We start from the raw sequence: 22,963 nt of genomic DNA on the forward strand, positions 1-22,963 counted from the left end.
CTCCGGTTTGAGCTGTCAACGGATGGGGTTGTGTACGGTCACGAGCTTGGTGCCGTCGGGAAAAGTGGCCTCGACCTGCACTTCGTGGATCATCTCGGCCACGCCGCTCATGCATTGATCGCGGGTGATGACCTCGGCCCCCGCCTGCATCATCTCCGCTACCGATCTGCCGTCGCGCGCCCCCTCGACCACGGCATCGGTAATGAGCGCGATTGCCTCTGGATGATTGAGTTTCACCCCGCGCGCCAGTCGCTTGCGGGCGACTTCGGCCGCCATCGCGACCAGAAGCTTGTCTTTTTCTCTCGGTGTCAGATTCATGCGCCTGTCGCTTTCATGGTCTCAAAGTCTCCAGCATCGGGGCAGGCTGCCCTCGGTGAGCTTGTCAAGAATGGGCAAGAGGCTCTGGCGTAAGACAAAACTGTCGCGCGCCAGAAGCCGCATATGCAACAGATTCGGCGCGAGGAGGGACGCCCCGCCATAGGCCTCTTTGCCCGCAGGCAACTGAGTGCGCAGCCACGCCAAGGCGGCTTCGGCACCGGGGCTTGCCAGAACGAGTGTGACCATGGCGGTGCAGGGGCCAGACAGAACGCCGGCAATGCCCGGGCGCTTGAGCTGAGCCATAGCATCCCCGTCGAGCCGGATTGCATCGCGAAAGAGGATGCGCCCTGCGCGTCGGATCTGGATCTGGTCGTGAAAGCGCAGCGCGGAGAGATGCTCGCCCATGGCGACGCGGCCAAAGACAAGCGGCTCGACCAGCAAGAGCTCCGCATCGTCGGCGAGTTCCACATGAAGGCTGCGCCGGAAGGCGCTGTGCTGAAACAGGATTGTCTCTTGCGGCACCCATCGAAGGCGCGCTTGTGGCTCCACGCTCAGCCGCGTTGTCATCTGTCCGGTCTGATGCGGCTGTGCGCGATAGACCCGTTCGGCGGCTTGTGTTGTCAGGGTGAGCTGGCTTTGGGCGCCAGCCTTGGCCGTCAGCGCGAAGTCATCACCGCCCGTGATGCCGCCTGCAGTGTTGACAGTCACCGCCTCAAGATCTGGCCGACCAGTCGGGAACAGAAGCTTCAGCGCCCCGGATTGGTGAAGCGTATCGAGGGCTACTGCGCCATCATCGCGCCGTTTGCTGCTGACATGGGCCCGCCCCCGAGCGCGCGGCGGCTGACCAGCTGCCACAACATCCCCAGGGGCGCTTGGGCGTTGGGGCGCTGTCGCGATATCTGCGGCCTGCGGCATGGCAGCTTCCCTGAACATTATACCAGAGCCTTTGAGGGTTGCGGGATGGATTTCGCTGAGAGTGCGAGGTCTTGCGGCAGTGCGCTATCCGCGCGGTGTGGCCAGGGAGCATCCGTCCGCCGTGGTGATTAAAAAATAAGCGCAATGGGGTCGTGTGGTGTAAAATGAGGCATTCTTGGGTCGCGGGCGCACTCCCGCCCGCTTTGTCCGCATTGAAATGCAGTCAAACCCGTTGGGCCGGGCAGCGCACCTGCGGTGCGCTGCGGGGGTCGCACGCGGGTCCGGGGGCGGGGGCGAAGCGAAGGATGCTTGGCCTTTGAGAGCGCGGTCCGCTATGCAGGGAGCCAAAGTGATTAACGTGCAAAGGAAGTCGCCGCATGACACCGCTTCATGGCCTCAAGGTTGTTGAACTCGCCCGCATTCTGGCTGGTCCCTGGATTGGTCAGGCGCTCGCGGATCTGGGCGCCGAAGTGGTCAAGGTCGAAAGCCCCGAGGGTGATGACACCCGCCGCTGGGGGCCGCCCTTTGTGGAGCGGGAGGGTGACAAAACGGCCGCCTACTATTATGCCGCCAACCGGGGCAAGACCTGTGTCACGGCTGATTTTCGCACATCAGAGGGGCAGGCCCAGGTGCGCGATCTGGTCCGCGATGCCGACATTCTGATCGAGAATTTCAAAGTGGGCGGGCTGAAGAAATATGGCCTGGATTTCGAGAGCCTCTCCGCTCTCAATCCGCGTCTGATCTATTGCTCTGTCACCGGATTTGGTCAGGATGGTCCCTATGCGACGCGCGCGGGGTATGACTTCTTGCTGCAGGGCATGTCGGGGCTGATGTCGATCACCGGGGCCGCCGATGGGGAGCCGCAAAAGGTTGGCGTGGCGATCACGGATGTGGTGACGGGGCTTTATGGCAGCATCGGTATTCTGGCAGCGGTGGAGCAGCGGCACCGCACCGGGCGGGGGCAGCATATCGATATGTCCTTGCTCGATTGCGCCACAGCGATGTTGGCCAATCAGAACATGAACTATCTGGTAACCGGGGAAAGCCCCACCCGAATGGGCAATGAACATCCCAATATCGCACCCTATCAGGTGATGGCGGTGCGCGATGGTCATGTCATTCTTGCGGTTGGCAATGATGGTCAGTTCACCCGACTGTGCGATGTGCTTAACCTTGCAGGGCTCAAGGATGATCCGCGCTTTTCCACCAACCAGCTGCGGGTGGCGCACCGTGCAGATTTGACGCCGCTGCTGGCGGCGGCGCTTGCACAGTGGAGCCAGTCGGATTTGCTGGCTGCGCTTGAGGCCGCGACCGTTCCGGCTGGGCCGATCAACACCATCGGGCAGGCTTTTGAGGATGCGCAGATCAAACATCGTCAGATGCAGATTGCGCCCGAGGGCGTGCCAGGCGTGCGGGGGCCTTGGGTATTTTCTGACGCGGACCTGGCGCTTGACCGCTCGGCCCCCGTCCTGCCGCGCGACACGAAGCCCGAGAAAGATTAACTGGGTGCCAAGAGGTCCGATACGATACTGAGCGGCGAGTCATCTCCGAGGAGGCGCCGCACTTTGGGGTCAAGGCGCGGGCTGTCCTTGGCCAGGGTGCCCGTGGCGGCAAGTGCTGCGCGGGCAGAAGTCTTTTCTTCGATCCTGACCCAGACGGTGCGGGTGGAAAAAGGTCGGCGGTTTGCGCCTGCAGAGACTCCGAGCACCAGACCCTGCAGGTACGAGATCTGATGCGGGTGCTCGGGCATTAGGATCGTTTCTGAGAGCGCGCCGACGGCATTGCGGGGGCGCTCTAGTAAGCAGAGCCGACCACCACGTTCTGCGACCAGGCCGCGATAGCTGCTGCGCTGGTGGATGCTGCCATCCAGCGAGCGGGCGCGCTCGAACGTGTGGCTCGTGACATAGCCGTCGACGTCCCGGAGATGAATGAGCGTGCGAAGCACCTGCCCGGGCCAGGTCGGGGTGGTGAAATAGCCATGATAACTGCCCAAGAAACGGCGCAAGATTCGCGCCTGATCGGCAAAGCCTGTCCCGAGATGAAACAGTGGAGCGGGCAATTGGGGGCTGCGCTTGGGGCGACGCGCGGCTGCAAATTGATCGGGGTTTGTGAACAGATCGGCCTCCGGAACATCAAAATGGCGGGCGATGCGGCGCAGGTTATGTGCCGAAGGCAGGCCTGCTCCGGAAAGATAGCGATTGAACTGCTGTCGGTTGAGGCCGATGTCGCGGCAGGTCTGCGCAATCGAGGGAGTCTCGGCGCAGAGAAAACGCAGGTTCTGGCTAAAAGCGGTGCGCATGTCTCATCCTTCGCGATGTGATGCTACCTTGCGTACATATGCATCATGTCGCGTACAAGCGCGCAGTTTCCCCGGCCCGACATTTCGCGCAGAGTTTGCAGACATCGCCAAGACCGAAGAGAAATCTATGACACAGCCCTCTGCCATCACCGTGACCGAACATTTGTGGATTCCCCTGCCTGATGGCCGCAGGCTTGCGGCGCGGATGTGGATGCCCGAAGGTAAAGGTCCGTTTCCTGTCATTCTTGAGTATCTGCCTTACCGCAAACGCGATGGCACGGCGCCGCGCGATGCCACGACGCATCCGGTCTTTGCCGCAGAGGGCTATGCTTGCCTGCGTGTGGACATCGCAGGCTCTGGCGATAGTGACGGGCGGTTTGACGACGAATATTCCGAGCAGGAACTGTCGGATGGTGAGGCAGTGCTGGAGTGGATCGCGGCGCAGCCCTGGTCGAGCGGAAATGTCGGTATGATCGGGATTTCCTGGGGTGGCTTCAATGGCTTGCAGATGGCCTACCGCCGCCCCGAGGCGCTAAAGGCGGTGGTCTCGGTGGCCTCTACCGTGGATCGCTACGCCGATGATATTCATTATATGGGGGGCTGTCTTCTTAGCGACAACAAGAATTGGGCGAGCCAGATGTTTGCCTATATGACGCGACCGCTGGACCCGAAACTGCGTCCGGATTGGCGGGAGGAATGGCTCGGCCGTATCAACGATCTTCCTTTTATGGCCGCTGATTGGCTGAAGCACCCAACCCGGGACACGTTCTGGAAACATGGGTCCGTCAGTGAGGACTGGTCGGCGATCAAGGCGCCGGTTCTGGCGATCACGGGCTGGGCCGATGCCTATGTGAACGCACCATCTGCGCTCGCCGCCAAGATGACTGGCGCCCCTGCCAAAGCCTTGATGGGGCCGTGGGAGCATCGCTATGCACATATTTCCCAGATCGAGGCGGCGGATTTTCACGGTGAGGTCCTGCGCTGGTTCGATCACTATCTCAAAGGCGAGGACGCCGGGGCAGACGCGCTGCCGGATTACCGTGTCTTTCTGCAAGAGTTTACCGAGCCGAGCCCCAAGAACCTGCCGCAGAACGGCCGGTGGGTGGCCGAGGCGCATTGGCCGTCGCCCAATGTCAGCGATGTGACATGGCCGCTGGCGCGTGCGGGATTTGCGGCTGCCCCGCAGGCGGGAACGGTCGTGGTCAAGAGCGCGGCAACCGTGGGGCAGGCGGGCGGGTATTTTTGCCCCGGGATCCGGATCGACAACGAACGTCCTGGTGATCAGAGCGTGGATGACGCGGCCTCGACCTGTTTTGACAGCACACCGCTCCTGGCGCCGATGGAGATCCTGGGCCGCCCGCGTGTGCGCTTGGCCTTTAGTGTCGACAAACCCGTGGCGCAGGTGGTGGCGCGGCTTTGTGATGTGGCGCCTTCGGGGCAATCGCAGCGTATCACCTATCGACCGCGGAACCTATGTCATGATGACAGTCATGAGGTCGCCACCAAACTCGAACCCGGCAAGCGCTATGAGGTGGAGTTTGAGCTCAATGAATGTGCCCATCGTGTGCTGGCGGGGCATCGACTGAGGCTTGCGCTCTCGACCTCGTATTGGCCAATTGTCTGGCCCGCGCCGGAAGCGGCGGAGATTATGCTGCATCTGGAAGACTGCGCGCTCGTCCTGCCGGAGCGCCGCGTCGAGGTTGAGATTGACGCGCAGGCCCCGGGCGCGGCGCGGGACTACCCGAGGTATCAAGCACAGGTGTTGGAAAAGCCCTGGGGCGAGGCAACAACCAGGATCGAGGCGGATGGAACCCATGTTCTGGAGAGCTATGACAGCTACGGGGCCGCGCGCGATCTCTCCCATGGCCAGCAGGTGAGCAGCAATGTGCGGATGCGCTATGCCATCCACCCGGATGATCCGGCCAGCGCGCGGTTTGATTGCGCCTGGGTCTTTGCCTTTGGGCGCGAGACAGACGGGGATGCTCCGGATTGGAACCTGCGCATCGAGACCGACAGCGCGATGTGGTGTGACACCGAAACTTTCACGCTCTGGCGCGAGATCAAGGCCTTTGAGGGCGAAGACTTGATCCTGACTCGTGACTGGAAAGAGGTGATCCCGCGCGGCTGTCACTAGGCGCGGCGGTTACAAAAGAGCCCACCGCGTGCGGCGGTGGGCGTCATTCTGCGTTGAGCGATCGCTCAGGATTGTGGCAGGGCGCGGGGGTCGAACTGGCACATCTTGCCCGCCTTGGCCAAGGCCTGATCGAACCCTTCGAGGGAGAAACCGCCATACAGCCATGTCTCGCCATCCACGGCGCGGTCGACGGCAAAATCAAACCGCTCACCATTGGCGATCATTTCGGCCGTCAGTTCAGAGATGAAGCCGGGGGTTAGGCTTGCGCCATAGGTAAAGCCGGGGCCGGTATAGAAGAACATCTCTTCTCCATACCAGACTGGCTGATCCCCGATGTAGAGCGAAACACTGTCCATGGACTCGTCCCAGGGGGCGTCGATCTCATCGGGCGTGTAAGGCGTGTAGATGTAGTCAAACGTGGCGTTGAAGCCGTTGTTCTGGAAGGTGAACTCGAGATAGCCCGATGTGTCCCGCGCCGAAGAGAGCGTGTAGACGTGGCAGGTGTCGCCTTTGTAGACCGCCGCCCAATTGCCGGCCTCAAGAAACAGCGATGAGGCCTGAGCGAGGCTGCCGACCAGAGAGAGTGCAAGTGCCGCAAAAATGGAGTTCCGCAAGAATCATATCCCTATCAATGATGTTTGGCGCCAAAATAGGACGCGAAAGATGCGGAAACCTTAAGCCGAGCTGCCGTATGGGGAAACAGGGATTCTTCGCACGGCCGCCCGGCTTGCGCTCGCCTAGTCCTCGGTCACATGGATCGCAAATTGTTCCAGACCTGCCGATTGGGCCTCGATGACGCGGAAGCTCTCGCGCACACCGGCCTCGGTCAGCTCGCGCGCCACGGTCAGGAGCGTGTTGGGATCGTGATCCTCACAGAGCTCGGCCATATGGTCGATTTCGGCCTCTGCCACAGGGCGGGCGCTTGCAAGATCCGGGGCGCCGTAGATTTCCATGAAATGCTGGGCGAGTTGCTCGACGAGTTTCGTGACCTCTTCGGGTTCGATCTGGGTGACCGCGACAAAGGTCACCCGCCCAGCGGTTTCGAGCCCCATCCAGCCGTTTGCAAAGGCCTGACGTTGTTTGCCGACCAGATCGCCTTCGCTCCAGTTGGAGAACTCAAAGCCCCCGGAGATGCACCATTCTCCTGTCCGTGCGGGGCTGGCAAAGACGTTCATGTCGCTTTCGTCAAAATGGATGGCGCGGGCCAGTTTCATCACGTCTCTCTCCTGTCAGTCCTGCACCAGAACGGTGGTGAGCGGGATCAGATGAGTGGTGGTCTCATCCCGCAAAAGCATTCCGAAATCCTCGTCTACACCAAGGAACGTGCCGCTGCGCCCGGCTTCGGTGCGCGCTTCGCCCATGCCATGCGCAAGGCCGCGCCATTCGCCGTGGATCGTCTCAAGCTCGCCCTCATCCCATCGGTTGATCCAATGCAGGCAATGGCGTGCCCAGCTTTCCAGCAGGCGCGGTGCAGCAACATCAGCACAGCCTTCGGCATAGAGCGCGGTTTCGTCGGGGGTCTCGCCGCCATCGCCTTCAGGCCAGAGCGGCAGGTCCAGCCCCACCACAAGCCAGTCCGGTTGCGTGTCCGGATCATCTGTGCTGGCGGCGATCCGCAATCTGCCACAGCGTGCGCCATTGATGCGCAGGGCGCCGTTCCAGTCCAGATGCACCGCGACCTCTGGCGGAGCGAGAGCGCCAAGCGCGTTCTGGAACCCGACCCCGCAGACCGGCAGCATCGCCATAGCCTTGGCGAGTGGCACCTCGGGGGCCAGCACGAGGGCCGCCCGCAGCACGTCTGTTCCGAGCTCATAGACCACAAGCCCCGCATCGACACCGAGTTCTGCCTTCTGGCATGCAAGGTCAAAGGGATCCTGTCCCGGGCCTGCGGCCTCCCCCGTCATCAGGGGAGGGAAGGTGATCGTCTCGCTCATGCGGCGCCACGCTCCAAGAGGGCTGCCGCGATGTCCTGAAACGCCCGCGCCTGGGCGCTGTCAGGTTTGGACACCACGATCGGTGCGCCGCCATCCGCCGCCAGACGAACGTCAAGATGCAAGGGCACCTCGGCGAGCAGCGGCACATTCAGTTTCTCGGCTTCGGCGGCAACGCCACCATGGCCAAAGATGTGCTCCTCATGGCCACAGTTGGAGCAGATATGGGTCGACATGTTCTCGATCAGACCAAGGATAGGGACATTCAGTTTGTGGAACATATCAATGCCTTTACGGGCATCAATAAGCGCAACGTCCTGCGGTGTGGAAACAACGATCGCACCGTCCACTTGCGCCTTTTGCGCCAGTGTCATCTGCACGTCGCCGGTGCCCGGCGGCAGGTCGACAATCAACACGTCAAGTGCGCCCCACTGCACTTGCATCATCATCTGTTGCAGCGCGCCCATCAGCATCGGTCCACGCCAGACCACCGCCTGGTCATCATTGGTCATGAGGCCAATCGACATCATTGTGACGCCGTGATTGCGCAGCGGCAGGATGGTCTTGCCATCCGGGCTGGCGGGGCGACCGGACACCCCGAGCATCCTCGGCTGGGAGGGGCCATAGACATCTGCATCCAAAAGCCCCACGCGACGCCCGGCCTGAGCCAGTGCACAGGCGAGGTTGGCAGAGACTGTCGATTTCCCGACGCCGCCCTTGCCAGAGGCAACCGCGATGATCTTGGCAATGCCGGGGATCTTTTGCGGGCCTTGCGGCTCTGCTGGTTTGTTGGGCTTCAGATCCGGCGGCGCCTTGGTGCTGTGGGCCGTCATCAGGGCCGAGACCTTTTCGACCCCGGCCAGAGCGCTCACCACTGCCTCGGCCTGATCGCGCACAGGCGCGTAGGCGTCGGATTTTGCAGGATCGATTTCGAGGACAAAACGCACGGTGCTGCCTTCGAGAGTAAGGGCACGGACAATGCCTGCGGCGACGATGTCGCTGCCGCTAACAGGGTCATTGAGGGTCTTCAGGGCGTCGAGGACGGCGTCGCGGGTGATGGACACGCGGGGCTACTCCTTGCTTGGTCTATTACGGTCTCGCGCGGGCATGGTGCCCGTTGTGGGCGCGGGGGGAAAGGGCGGAATGGTGCGGGTCTGATTTAATGATCACGGCGCGTGCTGAGATAGTCTTCCGTGGTGCGGACGCGCGGGCGTTCCTTGCTCGCAAAGGGCGAGTCCTTCTGGTGGAACTGCGCATTTACCCGGCAATCATCACACATCTGGATCATCTTGGCGGCCTCGGAGCTCGCAAACATCGCGTGATTGCCCGCAAGCTTCTCCATGATCCGTTCGACTGTGGATTTGACCCCAAAGAGGCTGCCGCATTCGATGCAGGCAAAGGGCTCTTCTTCGTTCAGTACTATTTGATCCAGCGCCGATGGGGCGAGGTTCAGGCGGGGCGCAAATGTGATTGCATCCTCCGGACAGGCATTGGCACAGAGACCGCATTGCAGGCAGGCGTCCTCTTGAAAACGCAGCTGTGGCAGATCTTCGTTGTCGCCAAGCGCACCGGAGGGGCATAGCGAAACACATGACAGGCACAGCGTACAGGCGTCAGTGTCCACAACCACGGCACCATAAGGCGCGCCCTCGGGCAACGGCAGCTCGGTGTCAGCCGCGGTCAAGGCCAGGGCTGCCTGACGGGTGATCTGTCGGCGGGTGCCCATGGGGCGCTGTGGTGTCTCCGGCGCGGCGGGCAGGGTGCGCGCCTCATAAAGCGCATCGCAGAGGGCTTCGGGTTCGGCGGCGTGCAGCAGGCGAGCCGCGTCGGCCGAGATTGCATTGGCCAGCTCCCGTTCACGTGTTTGCACATCGAGATCGGCGCGGGGGCCGGGCAAGAGGCACACTTCGCGAAAACCAGCTGCGCGTGCCGCGAGAATTTCGGCATGGCCAAAAGTGTTGAAGGCTTCGACTTCGAGTGGAATGACAGCTGCAGGCAGACCGCGATCAAACCGTGCCGCGAGGCGGATCATCTCGGCTCCATGCGCATCAACGACCAGCAGGCGCGGGGCTTCGCCCCCCGCGTCGAGATAGGCTTTGGCAAGGGTCTGGATCCGCAGGAACAGGCTCTCGGTGGGTGGCGCGTCATAGGTGATCGCGCCCGAGGGGCAGAGCGAGGCGCAGGCCCCGCAGCCAGCACAGATCATCGGATCAATGGCAACGCTGTCCCCATTGGGGGTGATGGCACCGGTGGGGCAGGCATCGAGACAGCGCGTGCAGCCGGTCTGGCGGGCGCGGGAATGCGCACAGAGAAGTGGCTCGGCTTTGACATAGAGCGGCTTTTCGAAGGTGCCCACCAACTGGCTTGCGGCAAACACCGCATCCGCCACCGCCACAGGCGATTTGGGATCTGCACGCAGATAGCCTTCGCGCTTTTCAGGCGCGGGGAACAGGGGCGTGCCGCCGCGCAGATCGAGGATGATGTCGCACTCTGAACGGCCGCCGTCACGCGGTGCGCTCCAAGACCATTCTCGCCCGGTCACATCAAGCGATTGCAGCGCGTCTACCGTGATCTCAAAACCGCCAAGCGCCCCTTGCGCGCTGCGCAACTGGCCGCGGATCGTGTCAAAGCCTCGGCTGAGGGGCGGTTCTGCAGCATCGGTCAGCAGGACGGTGACGCCAAGACTGTCTTGCAGTTTTTCTGCTGCCGGGAGCGCCGCGTCCGCAGTTCCCACGATGAGGCACAGACCCTCGCTTACCACATCGACGCTTTTGGCAGGGCGCAGGTCCAATTGGGCCTCTGACACCAATGCGGACATTTTGGGTAGTACATCGGCTGCCTTCAGGGCGTCACGGGACCATCCGGCACGGTCTCGCAGGTCCAGGAAGGCGGGGGCATCTTGGCCCAGCTCCTCGGCAAGGGCGGTGAAAAACCGACTTTCCTGCCCGCAACAAAAAATTGCATCCGGGTCCTGAAGGGCGGCCGCAGCGGCCTCTGACTCGGTTGTGCAGAGGTGTGAATGTACCTTCGAACAGGGCAGGCCGGTGGCCGCGCTGAGCGCCTCTGAATCGAGCGGTTGGGAACCGGAACAATCACACAATATCGGGTGCTTGGGCATATTTTCCTCGCTGGCGGTCGCGCTGGCATTTGGCCGCGAAATCGCGGTATCGGAGCATATCCTAGGCAGGTTTCTGCGCGTTCGTAAACCACCCCGACGGCGAAGACGGGTCGCAAAAGGCCGCCACGAATTGTGGTGATTCGGGAAAGCATCGCAAAATTCGAATACCCGAGTGAAAAGCTAAGTTTGGACAAAACGTCCACTGCCGACCTGCGCCGTAAAAACCGCGAGTCAAAATGTCCCCTTAAGCGTGAAATGCTCAATCTGGGGGCACTGTGTGCTTTCGCATGCAGGCCCTTTTGCGGCAAGCTAGGCGAAACAAGCCAGGGAACATCCGTGAACCAAGCCAACGCAAAGACAGTGGTTATGCCCCTTGGAGTCGTGATACGGCGCACGCCGGGTGTGACGCCTTGGGCCAAATGGTCTTGGCGCGCGGTTGCGGTTCTGCCCGGCGCTGCAGAAGCCGATTGGAGCCTGCTGCGCGAAGAAGGCGAGGCGAGCGAATTTCACGCCGCGACCCTGCCGCTGGAGCTGCACCGTGCGGATGCCGAGGCCTACATGCAGGGGCTCACCGCCAATCCGCCCAGCATCTATGTCGTGATGCGCCCCGGTGCGGATGCGCGCCCAGAGGTGGCTCTGGTCACGGCATCGCCTTTCGAGGCGCAAGACTACGCCGATACGGGCGAGGACCAGGTTGAGAAAGTTGACATGCCTGTCGGTCTGGTGGCCTGGGTGCGCGACTTCACGTTGGCGCATTTCAAAGAAGAGGAATTCAAAAAACGACGCCGCGATAGGCAACGCGTGGATCTCGAAGAAGAGGGCGTTGGCGATGCACGTATCCCGCAGTTGTCGGACGTCTACCGCGCACCTGTCAAAGCCCGCAAGGAGCGTCTGCAATGAGTGCGCAGGATTTCTGGTCCCGCCGCCGCGCTGCGGTTGAAGCGGAAGCCGCACAGGGCGAGCGCGCCCTGAAAGAGGCGGAAGCAGCAGAGCGTGACGCCGAGGCCGCCGAGCGCAGCGACGAGGAGCTGCTGGCAGAGCTTGACCTGCCAGATCCCGATACGCTTGGGCCAGGTGATGACTTCAAGGCGTTTTTGAGCGAGGCGGTGCCAGCGCGTCTGAAGACACGCGCCCTGCGTCGGCTCTGGATGACCAACCCGGTGCTGGCCAATCTCGACGGTCTTTTGGATTACGGCGAGGATTTTACCGACGCCGCGATGGCGGTCGAAAACATCCAGACGGCCTATCAGGTTGGTAAAGGCATGACCGCCCATGTGGAAGAGCTGGCGCGGCAGGCAGAGCTTGAGGCGGCCGCGGCGCGTGCGACAGAGGAACAGCCAGTCGAAGACGCGCCAGACGTCGATCAGGACGAAGCGGATTTCGACGCGCCAGCCGAGACGAATGAGCCGCCCGCAACTGCGCCTAAGGATGCAACCCCATCCGTGACCGCGCATGCGAGTGCTGCAGGCGGGGATCACGAAGAAGAGGCCGTGGCGCCCGTCACATCGCGCCGCATGCGCTTTGTGTTCGAGGACGGGGCGGCCAGCACATGACACAGGAGAGCCCGATGACTGAGGCAGCCGTGACTGCAGAGACGGTCACTGAAGAGGACCGTCTGCGCGCGGATCTTTACAACTATCTCGGCCTGATGCTTGCGGCCCCGCCGGCAGAGATGCTGCTGGAACAGACTGCTGGGCTCTCTGGGGACGATACCCCCTTGGGGGAGGCGATCACCCAATTGGCCCGGGTGGCCAAACGCACCAAACCCGCCGCGGCTGAACGCGAGTTCAACGCGCTGTTCATCGGTTTGGGTCGTGGCGAGCTCTTGCCTTACGCAAGCTACTATCTGACGGGTTTTCTCAACGAAAAACCTCTGGCGGCGTTGCGCAACGACATGAGCGCTCGCGGCTTGAGCCGCGCGCCGAACGTATTCGAGCCCGAAGACAATATCGCATCGCTCATGGAGATGATGGGGGCGATGATCGTGGGGCGGTTCAACACTCCGGTCTCGTTGGCGGAACAAAAAACCTTTTTCAACAAGCACATCGGCCCGTGGGCTGCGCATTTCTTTGCGGATCTCGAAGGAGCGAAAAACTCTGTGCTTTATGCCTCGGTGGGCGCGGTGGGTCGCGCCTTCATGGAGATCGAGGCCGAAGGATTTCGGATGGGGGGCTGAGGCCCGCAATCCAAAACGGCGCGCCTGCAGGGGGCAGGTGCAGGGTGGGGCGGCCCGGACGCCCGAATGACTGGACCCAAGACGACCCAAAAGGAGGAGGATCCACATGTCACGGAAAGAGGATGGCGCAAGCCGCCGCGACTTTCTGAAACTGGCTGCAACCACCACGCCCGCTGCGGTAGTGGCGCTTGCAACCACCGGAGGCGAGGCGGAGGCCGCGACCCCGGACCTGTCATCAAGCAAGATGCAGGATACCGCGCATACGCGCGCTTATTACGACAGCACCCGGTTCTGATCGGTTGCTTTTCGTGCCTTGGCCGACTGGTTGCGTGACGCCCGACCGAGCGAAGGTTTCTCATTGAACCCAGCGCGCTTCTGATTTCAGGGGCAAGCAAGGGAGGTTTTAAAATGCTTAGGAAAAAGACCAACGGGGTTGCGCGACGCCCCCAGCGGACCAGTATCCTGTCCAAGGTCGGTGAGTCAGCCGTCGACCGCCGCGCGTTCCTGCGCGGATCTGGCCTTGCCATCGGCGGGCTTGCTGCCATCAGCGCAACCGGTGGTACAGTGACGCAAGCCAATGCGGCGGCGTCTGCAACCGGCGCGATGGAAACGATCAAATCCGTCTGCACCCACTGCTCGGTCGGCTGTACCGTGGTGGCAGAGGTGCAAAACGGTGTCTGGGTTGGCCAGGAGCCAGGCTGGGACAGCCCCTTCAACCTCGGTGCGCATTGCGCCAAGGGCGCTTCGGTGCGTGAACACGCTCATGGTGAGCGCCGCCTGAAGTACCCGATGAAGAAAGAAGGCGGTGAGTGGAAGCGCATCAGCTGGGAGCAGGCCATCGACGAGATCGGCGACGGCATGATGCAGATCCGCGAAGAAAGCGGCCCTGATAGCGTCTACTGGCTCGGTTCTGCCAAGCACAACAACGAACAGGCCTACCTGTTCCGCAAGTTCGCCGCCTACTGGGGTACGAACAACGTGGATCACCAGGCCCGGATCTGTCACTCCACCACGGTTGCGGGTGTTGCGAATACATGGGGCTACGGCGCCATGACCAACAGCTACAACGACATCCATAAATCCAAGGCGATCTTTATCATCGGTGGCAACCCCGCCGAGGCGCATCCGGTATCGCTGCTGCATGTGCTGAAGGCCAAGGAAGAGAACAACGCGCCGCTGATCGTCTGCGATCCGCGTTTCACGCGTACGGCGGCCCATGCGGATGAATATGTCCGCTTCCGTCCCGGCACCGACGTGGCGCTCGTTTGGGGCATCCTGTGGCATATCTTTGAAAACGGTTGGGAAGACACCGAGTTCATCCGCACCCGTGTCTGGGGTATGGATCAGATCCGGACCGAAGTGGCCAAATGGACGCCCGAAGAGGTCGAACGCGTCACCGGCACCCCGGGTAGCCAGCTCAAGCGCGTTGCGCGCACCCTGGTCAACAACCGCCCCGGCACCGTCATCTGGTGTATGGGTGGCACCCAGCACACCAATGGCAACAACAACACCCGCGCCTACTGCATCCTGCAGCTGGCCCTTGGCAACATGGGTGTGTCCGGCGGTGGCACCAACATCTTCCGCGGCCACGACAACGTGCAGGGGGCAACCGACCTTGGCGTTCTGAGCCACACTCTGCCGGGCTATTATGGTCTGTCGGCTGGCGCATGGGGCCATTGGGGCCGCGTCTGGGGCGAAGACATGGACTGGCTGAAGGGTCAGTTTGAAACCGTCAAAGGCGCCGACGGCAAGGATAAGAACCTGATGAACCTGACGGGCATTCCGGTGTCCCGCTGGATCGACGGTATCCTTGAAGACAAGGAAAACATGGACCAGCCCAACAATGTTCGGGCCATGGTTCTCTGGGGCCACGCGCCGAACTCTCAGACCCGGATGACGGAGATGAAGACGGCGATGGAGAAACTCGACATGCTTGTCGTGGTTGACCCCTATCCGACCGTCTCTGCCGTGCTGCATGATCGCACCGATGGTGTCTATCTGCTGCCCGCCTGCACCCAGTTTGAGACCCGCGGCTCCGTGACGGCCTCGAACCGTTCGCTGCAGTGGCGCGATCAGGTGGTGGAGCCTCTCTTTGAGAGTCTGCCGGATCACGTCATCATGGCCAAATTCGCCAATAAGTTCGGCTGGGCAGATCGTCTCTTCCGCAATATCGAAATGGAAGACGCCGAGACCCCCAACATCGAAAGCATCACCCGTGAGTTCAATGCGGGCATGTGGACAGTGGGCTACACGGGTCAGAGCCCGGAGCGCATCAAGCTCCATATGGCCAATCAGCACACCTTTGATCGCACGACGCTTCAGGCCGTTGGTGGCCCGGCGGATGGCGATTACTACGGGATGCCATGGCCCTGCTGGGGCACGCCGGAAATGAAGCATCCGGGCACGCCGAACCTCTATGACATGTCCAAACCTGTCGCCGAAGGTGGTCTGTGTTTCCGCGCCCGTTTCGGGGTGGAGCGTGATGGCGAAAATCTCCTGGCAGAAGGGGTCTCCAACCCCGGTGCGGAGATTCAGGATGGCTATCCTGAGTTCACCATGCAGATGCTGATGGATCTGGGCTGGGATGGCGACCTGACGGCCGAGGAACGCGCGGCGATCGACGCCGTTGCCGGGCCAAAGACCAACTGGAAAACCGACCTCTCCGGTGGGATTCAGCGGGTTGCGATCAAGCACGGCTGCGCGCCCTTCGGGAACGCCAAGGCTCGTGCGGTTGTGTGGACCTTCCCGGATCCGGTGCCGCTGCACCGCGAGCCGCTCTACACCAACCGGCGTGACCTGGTGGCGGATTATCCGACCTATGAGGATCGGAAATTCTATCGTCTGCCCACCATGTATGCCTCGATCCAGAAGAACGATGTCTCCAAGGAGTATCCGATCATCCTCACCTCCGGCCGTCTGGTCGAATATGAGGGCGGCGGTGACGAGACCCGTTCGAACCCGTGGCTTGCAGAACTGCAGCAGGACATGTTCGTCGAGATCAATCCGCGCGATGCCAATGACATCGGAATCCGCGATGGGTCTCAGGTCTGGGTCGAAGGCCCGGAAGGCGGCAAGGTCAAGGTGATGGCAATGGTGACAGAACGCGTCGGGGCCGGTGTGGCCTTCATGCCGTTCCACTTTGGCGGGCACTTCCAAGGTAAGGATCTGAGGGATAAATATCCCGACGGGGCCGACCCTTACGTGCTGGGTGAAAGTACCAACACCGCGCAGACCTACGGCTATGACTCTGTCACGCAGATGCAAGAGACCAAAGCCACCCTCTGCAAAATCTCAGCAGCCTAAGGAGTAGAGAAACATGTCAAGAGCAAAGTTCCTCTGTGACGCCGAACGCTGCATCGAGTGCAACGCCTGTGTCACCGCTTGTAAGAACGAGCATGAAGTCCCCTGGGGCATCAACCGTCGCCGTGTTGTGACCATCAACGATGGTAAGCCCGGCGAACGCTCGATCTCGGTCGCCTGCATGCATTGTTCCGATGCTCCCTGCATGGCGGTCTGTCCGGTAGACTGTTTCTACCAGACCGAGGATGGGGTGGTTCTCCACTCCAAGGACCTCTGCATCGGCTGTGGGTACTGCTTCTATGCATGTCCCTTTGGCGCGCCGCAGTTCCCGCAGGCGGGTAACTTCGGATCTCGTGGCAAGATGGACAAATGTACCTTCTGTGCAGGCGGTCCCGAGGAGAACAACTCTCAGGCGGAGTTCCAGAAATACGGGCGCAACCGGATTGCAGAAGGCAAGTTGCCGATCTGCGCCGAGATGTGCTCCACCAAGGCGCTTCTTGCGGGCGATGGCGATACCGTTTCGTCGATCTACCGCGAGCGCGTGGTGGCCCGTGGCTTTGGTTCCGGCGCCTGGGGTTGGGGCACGGCCTACGATCAGAAAGGCGGCTAACGCCTCCTTTTGATCCCAAAACGCCTACAACGGGAGGCGGCCCGCCGTTTGGCGGGCCCCTTCCGCTATACGAATAATTCATCTTAACAAATCCGGCTCAACGGGAGGTCCATCCATGCCGCGCCTGATTTTCGTATTCGTCCTCAAATTGGCCTTGCTTTGCGGCCTTTCTGTCAACGCGCAGGAGGCGAGCCCAGCTGCGCCAGACCGCTCCGCCACCGGCGGCGCGCAGACGCTCGAGGATATTCTCGCGCGGCAACGTGGCGAGGATCTGGACGACAGCTTCCGCAGCGAGGCCACGGGCAACCCCGAGCTTGCCGCCGGGATTGAACAGCAGCTTGGCACCCTTGGAGGCCAGTCCGACCCCGAACTCTGGCGCGCATTGCGCTATAATTCTGCCGACATCAGTGTTTCGGCCGGCGGCGATGTTGCGACGGTTCTGGTGCAGGATGGCGGCATGAGCTGGCTGAGCTTCCGCGAAGGACCGCTGCGCCAATATGGCGGGTGGCTCCTTTTAGGCACGATTGCCGCGCTCGCCGTCTTCTTTGTGCTGCGGGGCCGGATCGGTATCGATGCAGACAAGACCGGACGCACCGTGACCCGCTTTGCCTTTGTTGAGCGCATGGCCCATTGGACGCTTGCGGGATCGTTCATCCTGCTGGGTATCACCGGGCTTTTGACGCTCTTTGGGCGCGTCGCAATCCTGCCCTACCTGGGCAAGGATGTGAATTCGGTGCTGCTCATCGGCTCCAAGTGGATCCACAACTCCGTATCGTGGGCCTTCATGCTGGCGCTGATCGTGGTCTTTTTCATGTGGGTGGCGCATAACATCCCAAACAAGCTCGATCTTGTCTGGCTCAAGCAGTTCGGTGGTATCATCGGCAGCAAGCACCCGCCCGCAAAGAAATTCAACGCAGGGCAGAAGGTGATCTTCTGGTCGGTGATCTTGCTCGGGGCCTCGATTTCCGTCTCTGGTCTGTCGCTGCTGTTTCCCTTCGAGATGCCGCTCTTTGCCAAGACCTTTGCCGCTCTGAACAGCACGGGAATCCCGGAATTGCTGGGCTTTGGGGTTCTTCCCACCGAGCTTACGCCACATGGCGAAATGCAGCTTGCACAGCTCTGGCACGCCATTGTCGGCTTTGTCCTTATGGCGATCATCATCGCGCATATTTATATCGGCTCTGTCGGCATGGAAGGCGCCTATGATGCCATGGGGTCGGGCGAAGTGGATGAGGCCTGGGCCCATCAGCACCATTCGATCTGGCTCGAAGAAGTGAAGGAAAAAGAGCGCGCAAAAGGCAGCGACGCGAGCGCCACTCCGGCGGAGTGACGCGATGCTGCGGCGACTGGCTCTTGGCCTGCTCCTCTGCGCCGCCTCTGGGGTGAGCGCGGAGGAGTTCCAGACCCTCAAAGGACACGGAGGGCCGATCATGGCGCTTGCCGTGAACGATCGGGGGCACGTGGCCAGCGCCAGTTTCGACAATTCCGTCTCACTCTGGCAGGAGGGGGCGCCGAGCTGGCTCGAGGCACATGAAGCAGCCGCGACCGTGGTGGCCTTTGGCCCTGATGATACCCTGTTCAGCGCAGGCGACGACTTTGTGATTTATCGCTGGCAGCAGGGCCACCCCCAAGAGATCGGACGGCATACCGCCAAGATCCGCGCCTTGGACCTCTCGCGCGATGGGGAATGGCTCGCCTCCGCAAGCTGGGATGGCGGCATTGGTCTTTGGCCTATGAGTGCGGGCACGCCCCGCCGCATCGCGGTTGGAACGGGCGTGAACGATCTTGCCTTTGACGGGGCCGGTCGCCTCTTCGTCGCCACCATGACCGGGCAGATCCAAGTCTTCGACAGCCCGGAGGCTGCCCCACGAATTCTGGCGGAACAAGGGTTTGGCATCAACCGTTTGGTGCTCTCTGCTGCTGGCTGGCTGGCCTATGGCGCCGTTGATGGCGGCACCCGTGTGATCAACGCAGAAACCGGGGCCGAGATTGCCGATTTCACCCTCGACCGGCGGCCCATACTGGCCCTTGCGCATCATGCCGAGAGCCAGCAGATCGCCGTGGGTGATGGGCATGGCTATATCATGATGATCGACACACACGACTGGAGCATTGCGCGCGATTTTCGGGCCATGCGCGAAGGCCCCGTCTGGGCTCTGGCGTTTTCAAAGGACGGCCAGCGGGTCTGGGCAGGCGGCATACACGATGTGATCTATGGCTGGCCCATCGCGCTGATGGCCAGCAGCCCAGCGGCGGGAACCGAGACCCGCACATTCCTGCAGGCGCCTGAAACCATGCCCAATGGTGAGCGCCAATTCATGCGAAAATGCTCGGTTTGCCACGATTTGGTCGCCACAGAGCAGCGGCGCGCCGGTCCTCATCTGGCGGGGCTCTTTGGACGACCGGCCGGCAGTCTGCCTGGCTATCGGTATTCCGACACGCTGGCGCAGTCTGACATCATCTGGGGTGCCGAGACCATCGATGCCCTGTTCGATCTCGGCCCTGACCATTATATTCCGGGGTCCAAGATGCCGATGCAGCGCATCACCGCCCCCACAGATCGCCAAGATCTGATAGACTATCTGAAAACCGCGACACAACTTTCGGAGGATAATTGAAATGAAAGCCATGCTAACAGGCTTTGCCCTCATCGCCGTCATCGCCGTGGGCGCAGATCTTGCGCTGGAGCAGGCAGGGTATTCGGCGCAGGAGCAAAACTCCGGCACCGCCGTGCGCCTGAACTGACACCCTCAGATGAACGTCTCCAGCGTCATTCGCGACGAATACTCTGAATCGCTGTCGTCAGCGTCGATCCTTGTGATTGATGACGAACCCGGGATGCGTCATTTCATGACAAAAATCCTGGAACCCCGCTGCAAGCGCGTGGAGCAGGCCGCCTCGGCGGCCGAGGCGTCGGATATTCTCGACAAGGCCCATTTCGACCTCATTGTGCTTGATAACATCATGCCGGGCAAAACCGGCCTTGATTGGGTGGCTGAACAGCGCCGGGTCGGTTTGTTTGCCGATACCATCCTGGTCACAGCCTATGCGGACCTCGATACGGCGATTCAGGCGCTGCGGATCGGAATTGCAGATTTTGTGCTCAAGCCGTTTCGCGCCAATCAGATCCTCAATGCGGTGGCGCGCGCCCTCGACCGCAAGTACCTGCGGCGTGAAAACTATCTATTGAAACACGAGCTCTCTGCCGAGAAATCCAGCGCGCGGGGGCGTCTTCTCGGAAAATCTGCCGCCATTGAGAAGGTGCGAAAGATGTTGCAGCGTCTCGCGCCGCTGCCGACGCCGGTGCTGTTTACGGGGGCGTCGGGAACCGGCAAGGAGATCGCGGCCCGCACACTGCATTCGCTGTCGGATCGCGCAGAGCAGCCCTTTGTTGCCATCAACTGTGCCAGCCTGTCGCCGGATCGGCTTGCCGAAGAGCTTTTCGGCGTCGTGGACGCGCAAGATCGCCGCCGTGATGGGCTGTTTTTGCATGCAGATGGTGGCACGCTGTTTTTGGATGAGGTGGCGCAGATGCCCGAACAGGTGCAGGCGGCCCTGTTGCGGGTTCTGGAGGATCAAAAGGTTCGCCCGGTAGGCGCCGAACGTGATATTCCGCTCAACCTGCGCTTTTTGTTGGCCACCAATGCGGATCTGCTGCAGGCGGTCGAGGAGGGAAAATTCCGCGCTGACCTTTATCACCGGATCAATGTGGTCAATATCGAGATGCCCGCCCTCAAAGAGCGCATCGAGGATATTGTGGAGCTGGCCGCGCTGTTCATGGATCAATTTGCGCTGAGCCTTGGCATGCCCGCGCTGGAACTTGATGAGGAAACACTTCTGAAATTCTCACGCTATGCGTGGCCAGGTAATGTGCGCGAGTTGCGCAATCTGATCGAACGCTCGGTTATCCTTGGCGCTTTTCCCGAAGAGTTTTCCGGCACGGGTTCTGTGATCGGAGCCGCCGCCGTCGAAAACCTCGATATGGTCATGCAGCGCCACATCATGCACGTGTTGGACGCCTGCGATGGGAACCGGGCAGAGGCGGCCCGACGACTGGGAGTGTCGCGCAAGACCGTCGACAGGAAATGCGCAAGCTGGGGGCTATAGCGCCGCCTGCGTCTTGCGCGAAACAGCGCGTTATCTCTGATCCGGGTCATCCGCGTCAGTTGGCTCTGGCAGCCAGATCAGGAACTCCGCCCCCCGCGCGCGTCTGTTGCGCACCGTGATGCGCCCGCCAGCCCGCTGAATGAGGGTCTGGCTGATGGACAGCCCAAGCCCCGTGCCTTCGCCCTGTTTTGTCGTAAAGAAAGGGTCGAATATGTGATCGATCCGCTCCATGGGGATGCCGGGGCCGGTATCGGCGATCCGCAGGGCAACACCTGTCTGTGCATCGCGTACCTCGCCCGCAACAGAGATCGCAAGCGTGCCTTTGCCCTCCATCGCCTGGCTGGCGTTGATGATGATATTGATCACCACCTGTTGCAATTCGCCCGGGTCGATGCGGACGTGTGGCGCGGCGTCAAACTGTGTGAGGACCCGCACCTCTTGTTTCGAGATGACGTGATCCACCAACACAAGACAGTCGCGGACCACGGCGGCCACATCCACATGCTCGGCAAAGGTGCCAAACTCCGACGGGCGCGCGAACTGCAAGAGTTTGCCCACGATGGCCCCGATGCGCATCACTTGATTGTCGATCAGATCGAGCTCGGTGCGCACCGGCTCTGCTGCGTCGCCAAGGGTCATACGCATCACATCCACATTGCCCTGGATCACCGCGACGGGATTGTTGATCTCATGGGCGACGCCTGCGGTGATTTCCCCGATCGAGGCCAGTTTTTCACTCATCACCAGCTGGCGAAAGGTCTCTTCGAGTTTGGCATTTGCGACTTGCAACTCTCGCGTGCGCTCTTCGACGCGCAGGTTCAGCTCTCCGGCCCAGTTGCGCAGCCGCCGGTCGCGTTCCTGGACCTGATCAAGCAATGTGTTGAGGTGATTGGCCACCTGACCGATCTCGTCACCGCGCGCCGAGGTCTGATTGCGGGCGGTGAGGTCGCCGCGCTCCACCCTCGCCATGGTGCGCGTCATCTGCTCGAGTGGGGCAAAGATCCCTTTGGCCAACCACAAGAACAGCGGCGCGGTGAGTGCGATCACCAGCACAAATGCCCCAACCACCGTCCAATAAGCCGCGCGTTTTGCGGTCTCATAGGGGGCTTCCAGGAAGCCGACGTAGAGCATGCCGACCCGTTTGCCAAAGCTGTCGCTGATCGGCAGATACCCCGAAATGTACCAATCATTCACGACAAAGGCGCTGTCTAGCCATGTGCGCCCCTTGCCGAGCACCGCGTCACGTACGGCAGCAGACACCCGCGTGCCAAGCGCACGCACGTCCTCGAAGAGGCGCACATTTGTGGAGACGCGGGTGTCTGATAAAAACAGGGTGGCGGTGCCTTGTCGCCCATCGCTGTACTGTCCTTGCAGATAGACGAGTTCGTTGAGCGTATCGATGAAATCAAGGTTGCGGTTGAGCAAGATCCCCCCCACCAACACCCGGATCTCGCCATTCACGCGCACTGGGGCGGCGGTGTGCACCACCATACCCCGATCCTCCACGGTGTGATCGGCGGGGGCGGCGGCTTCGGTCTCGATCAGCTCAATCCGGGCTTCTGCCGCCAGCGCAGGGGAAAGGGCCGCCAGATCGCTGGCCGAGAGAATATCGATCTCCGAGACCATGCGGCCAGCGGCGGCTTGAAAGATGACCGGCCATTTTTCTTTGGCGTCAGTCAGCTCATCGCCTTGTAGAAGATAGAGAAAGTCGAGTCCGAGGCGATCCTGGCTTTGCTCCAGAAAGGCTGGCGTTAAACCTGGGTCGCGCGTGAGGACGTCTGCGATCTCGGCTGATTGGGCAAGTCCTTGCAGCGCACGCGCCGAGTTGCTCTGAAGGTGGCCGAGATATTGCTCGGCGATGCGCAGATCGCTTTCGACCTTTTCGATCAATATTTTATCGTAATCCGCATTCCAACGCGCCATCGCCACCACCATCAAAAGCGGCATCAACACGATAAGCGGTAGCAGCGCCAGAATGAGCAGGCGCAAGCGGACAGATTTCAGCATGAATGGGGCTCCCTCCCAGCGCCGCCAGACGGCGCTCCATGTGCGAAC

21 protein-coding genes are annotated in these 22,963 nt (G+C 61.4%); 12 read left to right on the top strand and 9 right to left on the bottom strand.

The genetic code is table 11. The features are described 5' to 3' along the window. Window positions 1-15: 15 nt before the first annotated feature. Together TM1040_RS06255 and TM1040_RS06260 are read right to left on the bottom strand one after the other, a co-directional pair. Window positions 16-318, bottom strand: coding sequence for an urease subunit gamma (locus TM1040_RS06255; RefSeq protein ID WP_011537735.1), 303 nt, complete (start codon window positions 316-318; stop codon window positions 16-18). A gap of 21 nt (window positions 319-339) precedes the next feature. Next, on the bottom strand, window positions 340-1,233 hold the full coding sequence (locus tag TM1040_RS06260; protein ID WP_011537736.1) for an urease accessory protein UreD: 894 nt from the start codon (window positions 1,231-1,233) through the stop codon (window positions 340-342). Window positions 1,234-1,610: 377 nt separating this feature from the next. On the opposite strand from TM1040_RS06260, the gene TM1040_RS06265 reads away from it, so the two are divergent. Beyond that, a complete protein-coding gene (locus TM1040_RS06265) occupies window positions 1,611-2,735 on the top strand; it encodes a CaiB/BaiF CoA transferase family protein (protein ID WP_011537737.1) in 1,125 nt (374 codons plus the stop codon). Here the strand turns inward: TM1040_RS06265 and TM1040_RS06270 are convergent. Beyond that, window positions 2,732-3,532 carry a helix-turn-helix transcriptional regulator gene (locus TM1040_RS06270; RefSeq protein WP_011537738.1) on the bottom strand — a complete coding sequence of 267 codons (801 nt, stop codon included), beginning with the start codon at window positions 3,530-3,532 and terminating at the stop codon, window positions 2,732-2,734. The two genes, TM1040_RS06265 and TM1040_RS06270, sit on opposite strands and share 4 nt — an antisense overlap. Before the next feature lie 127 nt (window positions 3,533-3,659). Between TM1040_RS06270 and TM1040_RS06275 the strand changes: the two genes are divergently transcribed. After that, window positions 3,660-5,666 carry a CocE/NonD family hydrolase gene (locus TM1040_RS06275; protein ID WP_011537739.1) on the top strand — a complete coding sequence of 669 codons (2,007 nt, stop codon included), beginning with the start codon at window positions 3,660-3,662 and terminating at the stop codon, window positions 5,664-5,666. A gap of 65 nt (window positions 5,667-5,731) precedes the next feature. Here the strand turns inward: TM1040_RS06275 and TM1040_RS06280 are convergent, their stop codons facing one another. The 5 genes from TM1040_RS06280 to TM1040_RS06300 all read right to left on the bottom strand — a co-directional run bounded on the left by TM1040_RS06280 (window position 5,732) and on the right by TM1040_RS06300 (window position 10,715). Beyond that, window positions 5,732-6,280, bottom strand: a complete 549-nt coding sequence (locus TM1040_RS06280) for a hypothetical protein (protein WP_011537740.1) — start codon at window positions 6,278-6,280, stop codon at window positions 5,732-5,734. A 123-nt stretch (window positions 6,281-6,403) separates the two neighbouring features. Beyond that, window positions 6,404-6,880, bottom strand: coding sequence for a DUF6505 family protein (locus TM1040_RS06285; protein ID WP_011537741.1), 477 nt, complete (start codon window positions 6,878-6,880; stop codon window positions 6,404-6,406). 15 nt (window positions 6,881-6,895) lie between these two features. Next, window positions 6,896-7,600, bottom strand: coding sequence for a DUF4444 domain-containing protein (locus TM1040_RS06290; RefSeq protein WP_011537742.1), 705 nt, complete (start codon window positions 7,598-7,600; stop codon window positions 6,896-6,898). Then, window positions 7,597-8,661, bottom strand: a complete 1,065-nt coding sequence (gene apbC, locus TM1040_RS06295) for an iron-sulfur cluster carrier protein ApbC (protein WP_011537743.1) — start codon at window positions 8,659-8,661, stop codon at window positions 7,597-7,599. Before apbC ends, TM1040_RS06290 begins: the two co-directional genes overlap by 4 nt. 95 nt (window positions 8,662-8,756) lie before the next feature. Next, window positions 8,757-10,715, bottom strand: coding sequence for a 4Fe-4S binding protein (locus tag TM1040_RS06300; protein WP_011537744.1), 1,959 nt, complete (start codon window positions 10,713-10,715; stop codon window positions 8,757-8,759). 366 nt (window positions 10,716-11,081) lie between these two features. Here TM1040_RS06300 and TM1040_RS06305 point away from each other — a divergent pair, with 366 nt between their 5' ends. The 10 genes from TM1040_RS06305 (at window position 11,082) to TM1040_RS06345 (ending at window position 20,908) form a co-directional block, all read left to right on the top strand. Beyond that, entirely contained in the window at window positions 11,082-11,615 is a 534-nt protein-coding gene (locus TM1040_RS06305; RefSeq protein ID WP_044026660.1) for a DUF3305 domain-containing protein, read from the top strand. Further along, window positions 11,612-12,268 carry a DUF3306 domain-containing protein gene (locus tag TM1040_RS06310; protein WP_011537746.1) on the top strand — a complete coding sequence of 219 codons (657 nt, stop codon included), beginning with the start codon at window positions 11,612-11,614 and terminating at the stop codon, window positions 12,266-12,268. The genes TM1040_RS06305 and TM1040_RS06310 overlap by 4 nt, the downstream gene beginning before the upstream one ends. 14 nt (window positions 12,269-12,282) lie before the next feature. After that, a complete protein-coding gene (locus tag TM1040_RS06315) occupies window positions 12,283-12,891 on the top strand; it encodes a TorD/DmsD family molecular chaperone (RefSeq protein ID WP_044026661.1) in 609 nt (202 codons plus the stop codon). A 106-nt stretch (window positions 12,892-12,997) separates the two neighbouring features. After that, window positions 12,998-13,186, top strand: coding sequence for a twin-arginine translocation signal domain-containing protein (locus TM1040_RS06320; RefSeq protein ID WP_011537748.1), 189 nt, complete (start codon window positions 12,998-13,000; stop codon window positions 13,184-13,186). A 113-nt stretch (window positions 13,187-13,299) separates the two neighbouring features. Beyond that, window positions 13,300-16,194 (top strand): formate dehydrogenase subunit alpha, encoded by a 2,895-nt coding sequence (locus TM1040_RS06325; protein WP_011537749.1) that lies wholly within the window; start codon window positions 13,300-13,302, stop codon window positions 16,192-16,194. 13 nt (window positions 16,195-16,207) lie between these two features. Next, complete coding sequence (gene fdh3B, locus TM1040_RS06330; RefSeq protein WP_011537750.1) at window positions 16,208-16,801, top strand: formate dehydrogenase FDH3 subunit beta; 594 nt, start codon at window positions 16,208-16,210, stop codon at window positions 16,799-16,801. 115 nt (window positions 16,802-16,916) lie between these two features. Beyond that, window positions 16,917-18,131: a formate dehydrogenase subunit gamma gene (locus TM1040_RS06335; protein ID WP_011537751.1), complete on the top strand. Its 1,215-nt coding sequence runs from the start codon at window positions 16,917-16,919 to the stop codon at window positions 18,129-18,131. 4 nt (window positions 18,132-18,135) lie between these two features. Beyond that, window positions 18,136-19,419 (top strand): c-type cytochrome, encoded by a 1,284-nt coding sequence (locus tag TM1040_RS06340; protein ID WP_011537752.1) that lies wholly within the window; start codon window positions 18,136-18,138, stop codon window positions 19,417-19,419. Between the two features lies 1 nt (window position 19,420). Continuing rightward, window positions 19,421-19,546 carry a hypothetical protein gene (locus TM1040_RS20540; RefSeq protein ID WP_256378211.1) on the top strand — a complete coding sequence of 42 codons (126 nt, stop codon included), beginning with the start codon at window positions 19,421-19,423 and terminating at the stop codon, window positions 19,544-19,546. Window positions 19,547-19,555: 9 nt separating this feature from the next. Next, window positions 19,556-20,908 (top strand): sigma-54-dependent transcriptional regulator, encoded by a 1,353-nt coding sequence (locus tag TM1040_RS06345; RefSeq protein WP_011537753.1) that lies wholly within the window; start codon window positions 19,556-19,558, stop codon window positions 20,906-20,908. Between the two features lie 30 nt (window positions 20,909-20,938). On the opposite strand, the gene TM1040_RS06350 is transcribed toward TM1040_RS06345, so the two are convergent. Next, entirely contained in the window at window positions 20,939-22,915 is a 1,977-nt protein-coding gene (locus TM1040_RS06350) for a sensor histidine kinase (protein WP_011537754.1), read from the bottom strand. Window positions 22,916-22,963: the final 48 nt, after the last annotated feature.

The organism is Ruegeria sp. TM1040, assembly GCF_000014065.1.
In the GTDB taxonomy this organism is placed as follows: Bacteria; Pseudomonadota; Alphaproteobacteria; order Rhodobacterales; family Rhodobacteraceae; genus Epibacterium.

Excerpts from the sequence above, each read along its gene's own strand:
- TM1040_RS20540 (WP_256378211.1), top strand. The coding sequence starts at position 19,421 with ATGAAAGCCATGCTAACAGGCTTTGCCCTCATCGCCGTCATCGCCGTG.
- TM1040_RS06315 (WP_044026661.1), top strand. The coding sequence starts at position 12,283 with ATGACTGAGGCAGCCGTGACTGCAGAGACGGTCACTGAAGAGGACCGT.
- TM1040_RS06335 (WP_011537751.1), top strand. The coding sequence starts at position 16,917 with ATGCCGCGCCTGATTTTCGTATTCGTCCTCAAATTGGCCTTGCTTTGC.
- fdh3B (WP_011537750.1), top strand. The coding sequence starts at position 16,208 with ATGTCAAGAGCAAAGTTCCTCTGTGACGCCGAACGCTGCATCGAGTGC.
- TM1040_RS06340 (WP_011537752.1), top strand. The coding sequence starts at position 18,136 with ATGCTGCGGCGACTGGCTCTTGGCCTGCTCCTCTGCGCCGCCTCTGGG.
- TM1040_RS06320 (WP_011537748.1), top strand. The coding sequence starts at position 12,998 with ATGTCACGGAAAGAGGATGGCGCAAGCCGCCGCGACTTTCTGAAACTG.
- TM1040_RS06305 (WP_044026660.1), top strand. The coding sequence starts at position 11,082 with ATGCCCCTTGGAGTCGTGATACGGCGCACGCCGGGTGTGACGCCTTGG.
- TM1040_RS06310 (WP_011537746.1), top strand. The coding sequence starts at position 11,612 with ATGAGTGCGCAGGATTTCTGGTCCCGCCGCCGCGCTGCGGTTGAAGCG.
- TM1040_RS06260 (WP_011537736.1), bottom strand. The coding sequence starts at position 1,233 with ATGCCGCAGGCCGCAGATATCGCGACAGCGCCCCAACGCCCAAGCGCC.
- TM1040_RS06255 (WP_011537735.1), bottom strand. The coding sequence starts at position 318 with ATGAATCTGACACCGAGAGAAAAAGACAAGCTTCTGGTCGCGATGGCG.
- TM1040_RS06275 (WP_011537739.1), top strand. The coding sequence starts at position 3,660 with ATGACACAGCCCTCTGCCATCACCGTGACCGAACATTTGTGGATTCCC.
- TM1040_RS06300 (WP_011537744.1), bottom strand. The coding sequence starts at position 10,715 with ATGCCCAAGCACCCGATATTGTGTGATTGTTCCGGTTCCCAACCGCTC.
- TM1040_RS06290 (WP_011537742.1), bottom strand. The coding sequence starts at position 7,600 with ATGAGCGAGACGATCACCTTCCCTCCCCTGATGACGGGGGAGGCCGCA.
- TM1040_RS06270 (WP_011537738.1), bottom strand. The coding sequence starts at position 3,532 with ATGCGCACCGCTTTTAGCCAGAACCTGCGTTTTCTCTGCGCCGAGACT.
- TM1040_RS06325 (WP_011537749.1), top strand. The coding sequence starts at position 13,300 with ATGCTTAGGAAAAAGACCAACGGGGTTGCGCGACGCCCCCAGCGGACC.
- TM1040_RS06345 (WP_011537753.1), top strand. The coding sequence starts at position 19,556 with ATGAACGTCTCCAGCGTCATTCGCGACGAATACTCTGAATCGCTGTCG.
- TM1040_RS06265 (WP_011537737.1), top strand. The coding sequence starts at position 1,611 with ATGACACCGCTTCATGGCCTCAAGGTTGTTGAACTCGCCCGCATTCTG.
- TM1040_RS06350 (WP_011537754.1), bottom strand. The coding sequence starts at position 22,915 with ATGCTGAAATCTGTCCGCTTGCGCCTGCTCATTCTGGCGCTGCTACCG.
- TM1040_RS06285 (WP_011537741.1), bottom strand. The coding sequence starts at position 6,880 with ATGAAACTGGCCCGCGCCATCCATTTTGACGAAAGCGACATGAACGTC.